Genomic DNA, 13,861 nt, shown 5'->3' on the forward strand with positions numbered 1-13,861 from the left:
CGTTCGCGGGGCAGGGTCGTCCGAACGGGGGAGGCTGCCGCACCGATACGCTGTCGGCCATGTCGACCGAGGGTGGGACCAAAGCCGTCGTGGCCGCACTGCTGGCCAACCTGGGGATCGCGATCACGAAGTTCATCGCGTTCTTCCTGACCGGCTTCAGCTCGATGCTGGCCGAAGCGATCCACTCGTTGGCCGACTCCGGAAACCAGCTGCTGCTGTTGACCGGTGGTAAGCGGGCCAAGCGCGCCGCGACACCCGAGCACCCCTTCGGGTACGGCCGAGAGCGCTACGTCTACGCCTTCATCGTCTCGATCGTGCTGTTCAGCATCGGTGGCCTCTTCGCGCTCTACGAGGCGTACCACAAGTGGCACGAGACCCACGACCTGCACGACTTCGACCCCTTCAGCGACGAGCACGGTGGCAGCGCCCAGTGGTGGTGGGTGCCCGTGGTCGTGCTCGCGGTCGCGATCGTCCTCGAGTCGTTCTCGTTCCGCACCGCGATCCTGGAGTCCAACAAGGTCCGTGGGCGCCGCAAGTGGCTCGAGTTCGTCCGTGGCGCCAAGGCCCCCGAGCTGCCCGTCATCCTGTTGGAGGACCTCGCGGCACTGTTCGGCCTCGTCTTCGCCTTCCTCGGGGTGGGGCTCATGCTGCTCACCAGGAACCCGCTGTTCGACGTCATCGGCACGGGCCTGATCGGCCTTCTCCTCGTGGCGGTCGCGATCTTCCTCGCCATCGAGATGAAGTCCTTGCTGCTCGGCGAGTCGGCCTCGCCCGAACACATCGGACGGATCGTGCAGGCGATCGAGTCCGTCGAGGGCATCGACCGCGTCATCCACCAGCGCACCCTGCACATCGGACCCGACGAGGTCGTCGTCGCCGCCAAGGTCGCGGTCCCGGCGGGCACGACGGCACGGGACATCGCGGATGCGATCAACTCAGCGGAGGCCAGGGCCCGTGAGGCCGCTCCCGACCTCACCCTGCTGATGTACCTCGAGCCGGACATCGACACCGGCACCGAGGAGCGCCCGCAGTGGCAGCACAGCGATGCCACCCTCACCGACGCCGCCGACGACCCGCTGCCGTCGAGCGGCGACGGTCACTAGGACTGTTCGGCGTCCGCCTCGGGTGCCGGGGTGTCGTCTGCCGTCGCGTCAGCCGTCGTGTCGTCAGCCGTCGCGTCGTCGCTGTCGAGGTCGCTCCCGTCCAGGCTGTTGGCGACTGGCTGCCCGTCGGGCTCGACCTGGTAGTCGCCCTTGACCTCGTCCCAGGCCTCGATCTTCTCCTGGTCGAGCTCGAGCTCCACGGTCGTGGGCTCGTCGCTCGTGGGGGCCTCGACCTCCGCGTCGGCGATCTCGCCGGGGACCCCGCTGCTGGGCTCGCTCATGGTGCTCCGTTCGTGGTGGGTAACTCCCTTCCTAGTGCCGCAGGCGGCCGGGCGCACCCTGAGCACCGCGCTGGGGCTGGCCACGCGGCATACCTCCGGTAGAGTGGGTCCCCGCCGGCGTGGGTGATAACCCGCTCCAACGATGTGTGCCCAGATGGGCTGCGCCGGGTCCGCAAACCATCAAGTCATCTCCAGGAGTACTTCCATGCCTTTTGACTACAAGGTTGCCGACCTGAGCCTCGCCGAGGCCGGCCGTCACCAGATCCGCCTGGCCGAGCACGAGATGCCCGGTCTGATGTCCCTGCGCGAGGAGTTCGGGGCGGCCCAGCCGCTCCAGGGCGCCCGCATCGCCGGTTCGCTGCACATGACCGTGCAGACCGCCGTCCTCATCGAGACGCTGACCGCGCTCGGTGCCGAGGTCCGCTGGGCCTCGTGCAACATCTACTCCACCCAGGACGAGGCGGCCGCCGCGGTCGTCGTCGGGCCCCACGGTTCCCCCGAGGACCCCCAGGGTGTCCCCGTCTTCGCCTGGAAGGGCGAGACCCTCGAGGAGTACTGGGACTGCACCGAGCAGATCCTCACCTGGCCCGGTGACAGCACGGGCTCCACCGGCGCCAACATGATCCTCGACGACGGTGGCGACGCCACGATGCTCGTGCACAACGGCCGTGCCTGGGAGACCGCCGGTCAGGTGCCGCCCACCGACGAGTCGGACTCCGAGGAGGTCGGGGTCTTCAAGGAGCTCGTCCGCAAGACCCTCAAGGCCGACCCGACCAAGTGGACCACGGTCTCCGAGCAGATCAAGGGAGTCACCGAGGAGACCACCACCGGTGTCCACCGCCTCTACGAGCTGGCCGCCACCGGTGACCTGCTCTTCCCGGCGATCAACGTCAACGACTCGGTCACCAAGTCCAAGTTCGACAACAAGTACGGCTGCCGCCACTCGGTCCTCGACGGCCTCAACCGCGCCACTGACGTCCTCATCGGCGGCAAGGTCGCCGTCGTCGCCGGCTTCGGCGACGTGGGCAAGGGCTGCGCCGCTGCCCTGGCCGGCCAGGGCGCACGCGTCATCGTCACCGAGATCGACCCGATCTGCGCGCTGCAGGCCGCGATGGAGGGTTACCAGGTGGCCCGCCTCGACGACGTCGTGGACATCGCCGACATCTTCGTCACCACCACCGGCAACTTCAACATCATCACCGCCGAGCACATGACGAAGATGAAGAACAAGGCGATCGTGTCCAACATCGGTCACTTCGACAACGAGATCGACATGGCCGGCCTGGCCAAGGTCGCCGTCACCAAGACCGAGATCAAGCCGCAGGTCCACGAGTGGACGTTCGAGGGCGGTAACTCGATCATCGTGCTGTCCGAGGGTCGCCTGATGAACCTGGGCAACGCCACCGGCCACCCGAGCTTCGTCATGTCGAACTCCTTCGCGAACCAGACGATCGCCCAGATCGAGCTGTTCACCAAGAACGACGACTACGACAAGCAGGTCTACGTGCTGCCCAAGCACCTCGACGAGAAGGTTGCCCGCCTCCACCTCGACGCCCTCGGCGTGCAGCTCACCGAGCTGACCAAGGAGCAGGCCGCCTACATCGGTGTCGACGTGGCCGGCCCCTACAAGCCGGAGCACTACCGCTACTGAGGCTGCGCCCCACCGGCGGTTCGGCCCCGCCACGCACCATCCCGTATGCCGCCCGCTCACCTCGAGCGGGCGGCATACGTCGTGTGCGGTGCGTTGGCCCTGGTGCTCGGCACCGAACTGGTACCTTCCCAACGTTCCCGGGCGAGAGGTGTGGACGTGGCGATTGCGCGTGAGCGGGCGTTGCTGATCAGGAACTTCCTGGACAACTGGGTTCCCCCGGTCCTGCGTGACAGCCGGGTCCTGATGTGGCCGCTCCTCCGTGTCGCCTTCGGGAACCGGTACCGCACGTTCGCGGACTTCAAGCAGGACGGCTTCTCGATGTCGCCTGCCGAGTTCGTCGACGTCTACGCCCGCACGTCGGACCTGCAGCAGGTCCAGGGATGCACCGACCTCAACGGCAAGTCGGTCGAAGCCATCCTGCGCAGCGTCGTGGGTGAGTCCGTGCTCGATGCCGGATGTGGGCGCGGCTACCTGGTCGAGAGGCTGGCCAGCATTGCGCCGAAGGTGGTCGGCTGCGACATCGTGCTGGATGGCGAGCTGCCCAAGGACCCCCAGATCTCCTACCACGAGGGATCAGTCGAGCAGCTGCCCTTCGAGGACCAGGCGTTCGACACGGTGGTGTCCACCCACACGCTCGAACACGTCCAGAGGATCGACCTGGCCCTGGCTGAGCTGCGCCGGGTGACCCGCCGCAGGCTCATCGTCGTGGTCCCCCGGGAGAGGCCCTACCGGTACTCGTTCAACCTGCACCTGCACTTCTTCCCGTACCCCTGGAACTGGCAGGCGGTCGCTGGGGCTCCTGCCGGGGCGACCCTCACGGACGTGGGCGGTGACTGGTTCTACGTCGAGGACGTCCAGAACGTCCAGGACGGGCACGCCCCGGCGCTGGCGCCGTCGCAAGCGCCGGCCTAGTCGCGAACAGGTCCTGTGGGTCCAATGGCCAGGCGATGATGACTGAACGGATGAGCCGCCGAGCCGCGGAGCGGCGCGCCCACGTCAAAACGGACATACTGCGTCGGTCACTGTCTGCCGCTCCCGAGGACACCCCACCATGACCGCCGTCAGCGAGGCTCGCGCCACGACAGCCCCGTCGGTCAGGGCGTGGAGGGGTGCGAGCTTCTCGTGGTACTGGCCGCTGGGTGTCTTCCTCCTGACGCGCGTTGCTGCGTTCGTGTTCATCGCGGTGGCCTCGAAGTCCCAGATCGCAGTGGGCTTCGACACCTTTCCGGACATCGTCCGCAACGGGTTCCCCCCGTACTTCGTCTATCAGGAGCTCCCGGCCGACCCGGGCTACCTCGGCGTCGTGACGAACTGGGACGGACAGTGGTTCCAGGCGATCGCCACGGACGGCTACCAGGTCCCCACGGGCAGCGAGTCCGCCACCGAACGCTTCACCACGATGTGGACCTGGGCCTTCCCGCCCGGGTTCCCGATGGTCGTGCGCGCCGTCATGGCAGTCACGGGCTTGTCGTTCGCGTGGTCGATGACTGTCGTCAACGTCGTCGCGGGTGCCCTGGCGATGCTCGTGTGGTTCCGCGTGCTGGACCGCGCGGGTGGCCGCGCCCTGGCGACCGCCGGGACCCTGTTGGCCTGCACCTTCGTCACCGCCCCGTTGTTCCAGGCTGCCTACAGCGAGGCGCTGGGGATGCTGTTCCTCGGTCTGGCTCTCTGGGCGATCCAGCACCAGCGGTACCTGCTGGCGATAGCGCCGGTCTCCGCTCTGGCGATGACGCGCCTGATCACCCCCGTCCTGGCCGTGGTCGTGGCCGTCCAGATCGCCGAACGCGTCCGCCGCGAGGGGTTCGGTGCCCTCCGGGGTCGGCGTGCGGTCGCGCCTGCGCTGCTGTGTGCGGTCGCCGTCGGCAGCACCTTCCTGTGGTCAGCCATCGCCTCGGTCGTGCTCGGTCACAACGAGGGATTCCAGCGCACGTCGATGCTGGCCGGTGAGTATCGCTTCGGATGGTTCGCGTCCGCCTTCAAGGCCGCCGGCGCCACGGGGCTGGTCCTCGTGCTCCTGATAGCCGGCCTCCTCGTGTTGAGCACCCTGAGCAAGCTGGGCTCAGGCTGGAGCCTGGAGCTGCGCACCTGGGCGATCGCCTATCCGTTGTTCCTGCTCACGTTCACCCCCATGCACACCGGGATCCTGCGCTACCTCCTGCTGGCCCCCACCCTGGGCCTGCTCGTGGTCGGGAGTCCCGGACCGAATGGTCTGAGCCGCGCGCGGTGGTGCGCAGTGGGGCTGGCGGCTGCGGCCGGCCTCGTGTGTCAGTACTACTGGGTCGGCGCTTCGCTGGCCGTGACGAGCACGACGCCCTTGATGCCATGAAGGTGCCGCAACTCGACGCTGTGAAGACATCCCGACCGGTCGTGCGGCGGACCGGTCGGCGGGCCGGTCGACCTGCCGGTGGACCCGCCGGTCGACCCCGGGAGATCGTGCTCGTCTGCGTCTTCACCCTCACCGCGTTCGCAGGCGCCGCGCTCCTGTTCGTGGTCCAGCCGATGGTGGCGCGGTTGGTCCTGCCGTCCTTCGGTGGATCGGCCACCGTGTGGAGCACGAGCAGCCTGTTCTTCCAGGTGCTCCTCCTGCTCGGCTACTCCTACTCCCACGCCACGACCCGGCGCCTCGGACCGGCCTGGCAGCCCCCGGTGCACGTCCTCGTGCTGCTGGCCCCCCTCGCGGTACTGCCGATCGCCCTCCCTCCAGATGCCGCGCCGAGCGCCACCGCGTCGCCGGTGCTCTGGCTCCTGAGGGTCCTCCTGGCCACGATCGGGCTGCCCTTCCTCGTCATCTCCACCGCCGGGCCGCTCCTGCAGCGGTGGTACTCGTGGACCGGCGGGCCGCGCGCTGACGACCCGTACTTCCTGTTCGCCGCCGGCAACCTCGGCAGCTTCGGGGGGCTGCTGGCCTACCCGTTCATCGTGGAACCACACCTCTCGCTGGCTCAGCAGCGGACGTGGTGGTCGTGGGGGTTCGTGGGGTTCGTCGTGCTGACGGCAACGTGCGCCGGCCTCACCCGCCTGTCGGTCAGCCGCGGTCGCGTCGGTCCCGCAGGGTCGCCGCCCGCTGAGGCCGCTCCCCGGCCCGAAGGCCCCAGGGCTCGACTACGACGCGAGGGGCAATGGGCACTCTGGGCCTTCCTGCCCTCCGCGATGATGTTGGCCGTCACGGCCCACGTGAGCACCGACATCGCCCCCATCCCGCTGCTCTGGGTGGTACCACTCGCGATCTACCTCGCCACCTTCGTCATCGCGTTCGGCCGCACCTCACGCCACGTTCCGGCGGCTGTGGTTCGGCTGGCGGTGGCGAGCACGGTCCTCGCCGCGGCGGCCGCGATGATGCAGGCTCGCACCCCCATCCTGCTCGGTGTCGTGCTCAACATGGTGATGTTGGCGCTGGTGGCGTTCGTCGCCCACGCGCGACTTGCGGCAGACCGTCCGGCGGTGGGTGACCTCACGCACTTCTACCTGGTGGTGGCGGGAGGCGGAGCGCTGGGTGGACTGCTCAACGGCATGCTCGCGCCCCTGGTCTTCGACCGCGTCCTCGAGTACCCGATCGTCGCGGCACTGGTGCCCCTCCTGCTCATCGGCAAGGCTGTTCCCCCGTCTCGTGCCGACCAGTCGGCGTCCGTGGCGGACTCAACGCCGGCGTCAGCGTCAGCGGCGGGGTGGGCGTTGCGCAGGGCCGGTGTCGTGCTCGGCGCCCTGGTCGGTGCGGCGGCCCTCGGCCTGGTGATCAGTCGGTGGGCAGACTCCATGGCGCTCGCCCTGGTGGGACTGGCCCTGGCTGCCCTGGCGGGGTGGCTGCTGTCGACGCGGAGGATGGTCGTGGCCGTCGTCCTGCTGCTCACGTTCGTGGGGGTCGAGGTGAAGCTGGACCAGGGATCCCTGGACCATCGGCGCACCTTCTTCGGCAGCTACCGCGTGTCCGAGAGCGAGGGCCAGCACGAGTTCGCCCACGGCACCACCGTCCACGGCACGCAGTGGCTCGGCGGTCAGCGCGGCGAGCCGACCACCTACTACGCGCGCACCGGCCCGCTGGGCGACGTGTTCGCGACCCCGGGGATCGCCGACGTCGGGGCGGTGGGCCTGGGGGTGGGCACGTTGGCGGCCTATGGAGCGCAGGGGCAGCGCTTCACCTTCATCGAGATCGACCCTGCCGTCGTCGCCATCGCCCGCGACCCGCGGATGTTCACCTACCTCTCGGACTCGGCCGCACACGTCGACGTGGTGGTGGGCGACGGCCGCCTCGAAGTGGCCAAGCTGGCGCCCCGTTCGCTGGACCTCCTCGTGCTCGATGCCTTCAGCTCCGACGCCATCCCGGTGCACCTGCTGACGGAGGAGGCGATGCGCGTCTACGCGAACAGCCTGCGGCCAGGAGGACTGCTCGTCGTCCACATCAGCAACAGGGTCTTCGACCTCGCGCCCGTCCTGACCGGCAGCGCCGCGTCGCTCGGGTGGGCCGCTCGGGTGGCCACCAAGGGCGACGGCCCCGGAGCCACCCGGAGCACGTGGGTGGTCATGTCGTCCGACGAGAACCGGCTCGCTCCGTTTGCCGCGAGCCGGGGATGGGAGCCGCTCACCGGGCGGAGGGTGGACTGGACCGATGACTACTCCTCGACCCTCTCGGTCCTCAAGTGACGCCTCTGCCAGTGTTGGGCCCGTGAGCACCCTTCGACCTCTGGCCCGGGACTCGGCCAGCGCCCTGGGCTGGTCGTGGCGCACCTTCGCCGCGCTGTCGGCGGTCACGGCATTCTCCGCGTGGCAGGCCATCGTGGGGGCCGACGCGTTCTGGGTCGTCGCGCTCGGGAGGCACATCGTCGACACGGGCAGCATCCCGCACCACATCCCCTTCGCTGCGGCCCCCTCCGCGGGATGGCACAACGTGCCGGTCCTGGCCGAGCTGCTCTTCGCCGCCGCCACCGGTGCCGGCGATCGTGGACTGCTCGCCCTGCAGGGAGCCATGGGCTTTGCGGCCCTGCTCCTGCTCGCCGTGACTGCGCTGCGTCGTGGGGCGCGGGACGCGAGAGTCGCAGGCGTGATGCTCCTGGTGGCAACCATGTCCCTCCAGGCGCTGGTGGTCGTGCGGCTGCAGATGCTCTCCCTCGTGCCCTTTGCCGTGCTCATGGTGATCCTCACACGGCAGGCGCAGCGGCCGACGCGCAGCATCTGGCTGCTCCCGGTGCTGGTGGCAGTCTGGGCGAACCTGCACGGCGCGGTGCTCGTCGGCGTTGCGGTCGCGGGCTGCCACCTCCTGGTCAGCCGCCTCCACCGGCGCCCGGCAGAGACCATCGCCGTGGGCGTCACCACGCTCGGCGCCCTGTTCCTCACCCCCGCAGGGCTCGGCACGTTCCACTACTACGTCGGCGTCTTCTCCAACGAGGCCGCCAAGCGGGGCTCCGAGCTGTGGTCCGCTCCGGATCCGCGGCGCCCCTTCGATGCCCTGCTGCTCGGTGCCGGTTTGGTGGTGCTGGTCCTGTTCCTGAGGTCGCGACGGGCCGCGTGGGAGTACGTCGTCGCGGGCCTGCTCGTGATCGCGACGCTGATCGCCGCGCGCAACGGCGTCTGGCTCGCCCTGGGGCTCTTCCTCCTCGTGACGGGCACCTCCGACGCTGAGCGGTCGACCCTGGGCGACGAGTCGCCCCGGGTCGACCTGCGGCGCCCCCGCCCTGTGCCCTGGCTGATCTGGTCGCTCCTCGCGGTGGCCGTGTGGACGGCGGCTCTCGCGACCAAGGAAGCGGTGCCCGGCTACGTGCCCGGCCCGGTGGTGTCGGCCGTGCGCGACCTGGCCGGTGACGACGGTGTGGTGTTGGCCACCGAACCGGGAGTCGAGCAGCTGGCGGCCGACGGGCTCACTGTCTGGGTCAGCGACCCGATCGATGCCTTCGCCCCCGCGGACCAGGCCGTCTACCTGGACTTCCTCGCCGGCGACCCCGCCGGTCGACGGGCGTGGGACTCGGCCGATGTCGTGGCCGTCGAGAAGGGTCGCCCAGCGATGGCGCTGGTGGAGGCCGACCCGACGTGGCGCACGGCCCGGGTCATCGGTGACTGGCACCTGTTCGTCCGCGAAAGTCCGCGGTGAGGCTCGTGGCTCGGACACCTCCCGCGTTGCGTGTGTGATGATTCGGGGGAAATCATTGCTGACTGCTGGAAAGAGGGTTGACGCAGGTGAAGGGTCGCGTGCTCATCGTCGATGACGATCTGGCGCTGGCGGAGATGCTCGGCATCGTCCTGCGCAACGAGGGACTCGAGGTGTCCCACGTGGCCGACGGGGCCGGGGCCCTGGGGGCCTTCCGTGACAGCCGACCCGACCTGGTCCTGCTCGACGTGATGCTGCCCGGTCTGGACGGCATGGAGGTCTGCCGCCGGATCCGGGCCGAGTCGGGGGTCCCCATCGTCATGCTCACGGCGCGCACCGACACCGTCGACGTGGTCGTGGGGCTGGAGTCCGGCGCCGACGACTACGTCGTCAAACCGTTCAAGCCGCAGGAGCTCATCGCGCGCATCAGGGCGCGGCTGCGTCGCGGCGACGAACCGGAGCCCGAGCGGCTCGAGATCGGCGACCTCGTCATCGACGTGGCAGGCCACTCGGTCAAGCGGGACGTCACTGCGTTGTCCCTCACGCCGCTCGAGTTCGACCTCCTCGTCGCCCTGGCCCGCAAGCCGTGGCAGGTCTTCACCCGCGAGGTGCTCCTCGAGCAGGTGTGGGGCTACCGCCACGCAGGCGACACCAGGCTGGTCAACGTCCACGTGCAGCGGCTGCGCTCCAAGATCGAGCACGACCCCGAGCACCCCGAGATCGTCGTGACGGTGCGCGGCGTCGGCTACAAGGCCGGCCCGAACTAGCCATGTCCGAGTCGGCCCGTCCGAGGCCTGGTCGGACGCCGACACCGCGGTTGTCCGACCACCGCGCCCAAGGGCTGCGCGCTGTCCGCGCCATCCTGGGGCGAGCTCGACGCCGGCTGACGGTCTGGGTGCGGTTGCTGGCGCACCTGTGGCGGGCGTCCCTGCAGTTCCGGGTGGTGACCTCCACGATGCTGCTGGGCTTCGCAGTGGTCCTGCTCCTCGGCTCCTACCTCTTCTCGTCCATCTCCGACGGTCTCGAGCAGGACCGGATCGAGTCGGCCAAGCTCGAGGCCTCCCGGCTGACGACCGAGGTGCAGGGGAGCTTCGACAACAGCGACCGCACGAGCAGCGAGGGTGACCTCAACCTGCTGGCGCGGCAGGCCGTCCAGAGCGCTGCCTCTCCGGGGGGCGACAACGAGCGCTACCTCGTGATGACCCGCAGCCTCGACAACACGTCGAACACGTCGGTGCAGACGCTCTCCAGTGGACGGGTGGGGCTCCCGGTGGTCCCGATCTCGCTGCGCGAGGCGGTGCGCGCCGACCCACGTCGCCAACAGGTGATGCTGATCGGCATCACGGACCCCAAGAGCGGCGGGGACGTCCCGGCCGTCATCGTGGGCTCACAGGTCGAGGTGCCCCTCGCGGGGAAGTACGACCTCTACGCCGTGTTCCCGATGCAGCGCGAACAGGCGACCCTCGACCTCATCACCCGCACGTTCCTCATCGGTGGACTGGCCCTGGTCTTCCTCGTCGGCGTCATCGCCTGGGTCGTCACCAGGCAGGTCGTCAGCCCGGTCCGCCGTGCCGCCGTGGTCGCCGAGCGGCTGTCGTCGGGGCGGCTCAACGAACGCATGCGAGCGCGCGGTGAGGACGACCTGGCCCGCCTGGCGAAGTCCTTCAACGAGATGGCCGACAGCCTGCAGACCCAGATCCGCCAGCTGGAAGGCCTCTCCCGGGTTCAGCAGCGGTTCGTCTCGGACGTCTCGCACGAGCTGCGCACGCCCCTGACCACCATCCGGATGGCCGCCGACCTGATCCACGACTCCCGCAGGGGGTTCGACCCCGCGGTCTCCCGCTCGGCCGAGCTGCTGCACAACGAGCTCGACCGGTTCGAGGAGCTGCTGGCGGACCTGCTCGAGATCAGCCGGTTCGACGCGGGAGCGGCGGCCCTCGACTCCGAGGTCACCGACCTGCGGGCAACGGTCTCGCGGGCGGTGCAGTCGGCCCAGCCCATCGCCGACCGCTGGGGCAGCGCCGTCACCGTGACCTCGAACGGGCGGTGCGACGCCGAGGTCGACGCCCGTCGCGTCGAACGCATCCTGCGCAACCTGGTGGTCAACGCCCTCGAGCACGGGGAGGGTCGCCCCGTGGAGATCGCCATCGCCGTCAACGAGAGCGCGGCTGCCGTCACCGTGCGCGACCACGGCGTCGGCCTGCGCCCCGGTGAGGGTGCGCTGGTCTTCAACCGGTTCTGGCGTGCCGACCCGGCCCGCGCCCGCACCACCGGAGGGACCGGCCTTGGCCTGGCCATCTCGCTGGAGGACGCCCGGCTCCACGACGGCTGGCTCCAGGCATGGGGCGAACCGGGGGAGGGGTCCTGCTTCCGGCTCACCCTGCCCCGGCACGCCGACCGGCCGATCGTCGAGGCGCCACTGCCGCTGCGGCCGAGCGACGTGCCCGAGCCGCCGGCTGCGGCCGCGCGGCCGGCCGGCGTCCCCACGCAGGATGGCGCGTCGCCCCCCGTGGCGAGCACGCGGCATACCCCCACCGCGCCGTGGAGTCCCCGATGAGGCGCCGGTATGCCGCGAGCCTGGCCGTGTGTGGTGTGTTCGCCGTCGGCGCGTGCGGGGGGCTGTCCACCAGCTCGACCATCCAGCCCGGGCTCGAGGTCGGCTCGGTGCAGGAGAACGAGGTGCGGGTGGAGGTCAACCCGGTGGCGCCGGGGTCCTCGCCGCAGCAGGTGGTGCAGGGGTTCATCAGGGCCGCCGCAGCCAGTGACGACGGATACCAGGCGGCGCGGTCCTACCTCGGGTCCGGGCCCCAGGGCTCCTGGCGGCCGGACTCCTCCGTCGTCGTCTTCGGCTCCGACTCCGAGCTGACCTACACGCCGTCCTCCGACAACACCGTCACGGCTGTCGCCAACGCCATCGCGCGGATCGACGGTTCGGGTCGCTATCAGGAGCTGCCCCCGAGCTCGCGCGTGCAGGTCACCTTCGGACTGTCCCGATCGAGTGGGGAGTGGCGGATCAGCACGATGCCGGACAACTTCGGCACCTGGCTGAGCCGAGCCGACCTCGACCGGTTGTACGACCCGTTCCGCATCTACTACGTGTCCGCCGGCGACCACCGACTGGTGCCGGACGTCCGCTGGCTGCCGCTCGGCACCGGGCTGGCGACCAGGCTGGCCAGGTCGCTGCTCACCGGGGTGCCGAGCTACCTCAGGGGAGCAGTCAGGACCGACATCCCCTCAGGGACGCAGCTGGCGGTCGATGCGGTCACCATCGACTCGGGGACGGCGAAAGTCGACCTCGCGGCCACCCGGCTGGGCAACGACCCCGGCCAACGCCAGAACCTCGGCGCCCAGTTCCTCGCAACAGTCACCCAGGCGCCCGGCGTCGAACGCGTCGCGCTGAGGCTCGAGGGCGCCGACCTGCAGATGCCCAATGGCGAGAGCACGGTCGACTCGCTGTCGGCTCTGGGCTTCCCCACCCCGTCCGACCCGGTCGTCAAGCCCCTCCTACGCGTGGGGACGGCGTTGGTCCCCGTGGATCCCGATGACGTGGGCGACTCGGTCGAGCGGACCCCGCCGCCCGAGACGGCAACGCTGCCCGCGGTGCAACCGGGGTGGGCCTATCTGGCCATGTCCCGCAACGGTCAGGAGGTCGCGGCCGTCGGAGGCGACCGCGCCCAGCTGGCGCGGTGGCGTGGCAACAGCCAGGTGCAGCTCGTCTCGCCCGGCACGCGGCTGACCCGGCCGACCTACGACCGTGAGGACGTGCTCTGGGTCGCGGGTCGAAGCAACGGCACGACCAAGGTCTGGGCCATCAATGCCGCTGCCGACCCGGCGGACGCATCCAAGGCACTGCCCCGGGTCGTGGCTGTCGACTGGCTCGCAGACCGGTCGGTGGTGAGCCTGCGGCTCTCGCCCGACGGGCAGCGCCTCGCGGTCATCACCACCAAGGGGGACGGCACGGACCCACGCGTGGACGTGGCCGGAGTCGTGCGGCAACCGAACGGGCTGCCGGCCTCTCTGGCGGAGCCGCTCCGACTGGCGCCGACGCTGACCTTGGCCCGCGACCTCGTGTGGGTGGACGACGCCACGCTGGCGGTCCTGGGCCGGCTGACGCCCTCGCAGGTGGTCCGGCCATGGCTGGTCCCCCTGGGTGGAGCGATAGCCGCAGGGCCGGATATCGCTGGGGCACAGTCGATTACGACGGTCAACGGGGAGCGTGGACTGGTCGTGACAACCGACAAGCACCAGGTGCTCATCCGCGCCGGCAGCAGGTGGCAGCGGGTCGGCGAGGGCACCGACCTGGTGGTCGCCGCGAGGTGACCCAGGTTGCCGCGAGCTCGGTGACGCGCCGCGACGATCCATTCGCATAGCGCGCCACCCCCGGGGTGCCATCCACCGTTCGGACGATGCAGCCGTCGACCATCAGCCAGCGGCGTTGGACCCCAACAGCCGATGTGGCGCAGGCCCCGCAAACGGCAGTCTCTACCTCGGCGCAGTACCGCAGTGGTCTGAGCCGCGGGATACACAGCCTTTGAAAGGGATATCACAATGCTCAAGACCATCGCGAAGTTCCAGACCAGCGTCTTCCACGCCCGCACCTCTGAGCGTGGCGCGACCGCTGTTGAGTACGGCCTGCTCGTGGCCCTCATCGCCGCCGTCATCGTGGCCGTGGTTGCCACCCTCGGTGGCAAGATCAACAGCGCGTTCACGACTGTCAACACCGCAGTCTGACGTCGAAGTGGCCCGACCG

11 protein-coding genes are annotated in these 13,861 nt (G+C 69.9%); 10 read left to right on the forward strand and 1 reads right to left on the reverse strand.

Annotated elements, in window-relative coordinates; translation table 11 throughout:
* The first annotated feature begins 59 nt into the window (after window positions 1–59).
* Window positions 60–1,103 (forward strand): cation diffusion facilitator family transporter, encoded by a 1,044-nt coding sequence (locus tag AC1DWR_RS18160; protein WP_477615003.1) that lies wholly within the window; start codon window positions 60–62, stop codon window positions 1,101–1,103.
* Here the strand turns inward: AC1DWR_RS18160 and AC1DWR_RS18165 are convergent.
* Window positions 1,100–1,384 carry a hypothetical protein gene (locus AC1DWR_RS18165; RefSeq protein WP_477615004.1) on the reverse strand — a complete coding sequence of 95 codons (285 nt, stop codon included), beginning with the start codon at window positions 1,382–1,384 and terminating at the stop codon, window positions 1,100–1,102. The two genes, AC1DWR_RS18160 and AC1DWR_RS18165, sit on opposite strands and share 4 nt — an antisense overlap.
* Window positions 1,385–1,589: 205 nt before the next feature.
* Between AC1DWR_RS18165 and ahcY the strand changes: the two genes are divergently transcribed.
* The 9 genes from ahcY to AC1DWR_RS18210 all read left to right on the forward strand — a co-directional run bounded on the left by ahcY (window position 1,590) and on the right by AC1DWR_RS18210 (window position 13,842).
* Entirely contained in the window at window positions 1,590–3,035 is a 1,446-nt protein-coding gene (ahcY, locus tag AC1DWR_RS18170) for an adenosylhomocysteinase (RefSeq protein ID WP_477615005.1), read from the forward strand.
* A gap of 156 nt (window positions 3,036–3,191) precedes the next feature.
* Entirely contained in the window at window positions 3,192–3,947 is a 756-nt protein-coding gene (locus AC1DWR_RS18175; RefSeq protein ID WP_477624919.1) for a class I SAM-dependent methyltransferase, read from the forward strand.
* A 139-nt stretch (window positions 3,948–4,086) separates the two neighbouring features.
* On the forward strand, window positions 4,087–5,361 hold the full coding sequence (locus AC1DWR_RS18180) for a hypothetical protein (protein ID WP_477615007.1): 1,275 nt from the start codon (window positions 4,087–4,089) through the stop codon (window positions 5,359–5,361).
* On the forward strand, window positions 5,358–7,673 hold the full coding sequence (locus AC1DWR_RS18185) for a spermidine synthase (protein ID WP_477615008.1): 2,316 nt from the start codon (window positions 5,358–5,360) through the stop codon (window positions 7,671–7,673). The genes AC1DWR_RS18180 and AC1DWR_RS18185 overlap by 4 nt, the downstream gene beginning before the upstream one ends.
* Window positions 7,674–7,695: 22 nt before the next feature.
* Window positions 7,696–9,114, forward strand: a complete 1,419-nt coding sequence (locus AC1DWR_RS18190; RefSeq protein WP_477615009.1) for a hypothetical protein — start codon at window positions 7,696–7,698, stop codon at window positions 9,112–9,114.
* A gap of 86 nt (window positions 9,115–9,200) precedes the next feature.
* Window positions 9,201–9,878 (forward strand): MtrAB system response regulator MtrA, encoded by a 678-nt coding sequence (gene mtrA / locus AC1DWR_RS18195; protein WP_477615010.1) that lies wholly within the window; start codon window positions 9,201–9,203, stop codon window positions 9,876–9,878.
* 50 nt (window positions 9,879–9,928) lie between these two features.
* Window positions 9,929–11,668, forward strand: a complete 1,740-nt coding sequence (gene mtrB, locus AC1DWR_RS18200) for an MtrAB system histidine kinase MtrB (RefSeq protein ID WP_477615011.1) — start codon at window positions 9,929–9,931, stop codon at window positions 11,666–11,668.
* Window positions 11,665–13,431, forward strand: a complete 1,767-nt coding sequence (locus AC1DWR_RS18205) for an LpqB family beta-propeller domain-containing protein (protein ID WP_477624920.1) — start codon at window positions 11,665–11,667, stop codon at window positions 13,429–13,431. The genes mtrB and AC1DWR_RS18205 overlap by 4 nt, the downstream gene beginning before the upstream one ends.
* 228 nt (window positions 13,432–13,659) lie before the next feature.
* Window positions 13,660–13,842 carry a Flp family type IVb pilin gene (locus AC1DWR_RS18210; RefSeq protein ID WP_477615013.1) on the forward strand — a complete coding sequence of 61 codons (183 nt, stop codon included), beginning with the start codon at window positions 13,660–13,662 and terminating at the stop codon, window positions 13,840–13,842.
* The last annotated feature ends 19 nt before the right edge of the window (window positions 13,843–13,861 follow it).

The organism is Pedococcus sp. P2_E2 (assembly GCF_056403955.1).

Bases quoted from the DNA above. Each gene is read 5' to 3' on its own strand.
- AC1DWR_RS18160 (WP_477615003.1), top strand. From the start codon at position 60: ATGTCGACCGAGGGTGGGACCAAAGCCGTCGTGGCCGCACTGCTGGCC.
- AC1DWR_RS18165 (WP_477615004.1), bottom strand. From the start codon at position 1,384: ATGAGCGAGCCCAGCAGCGGGGTCCCCGGCGAGATCGCCGACGCGGAG.
- ahcY (WP_477615005.1), top strand. From the start codon at position 1,590: ATGCCTTTTGACTACAAGGTTGCCGACCTGAGCCTCGCCGAGGCCGGC.
- AC1DWR_RS18180 (WP_477615007.1), top strand. From the start codon at position 4,087: ATGACCGCCGTCAGCGAGGCTCGCGCCACGACAGCCCCGTCGGTCAGG.
- AC1DWR_RS18185 (WP_477615008.1), top strand. From the start codon at position 5,358: ATGAAGGTGCCGCAACTCGACGCTGTGAAGACATCCCGACCGGTCGTG.
- AC1DWR_RS18205 (WP_477624920.1), top strand. From the start codon at position 11,665: ATGAGGCGCCGGTATGCCGCGAGCCTGGCCGTGTGTGGTGTGTTCGCC.
- AC1DWR_RS18210 (WP_477615013.1), top strand. From the start codon at position 13,660: ATGCTCAAGACCATCGCGAAGTTCCAGACCAGCGTCTTCCACGCCCGC.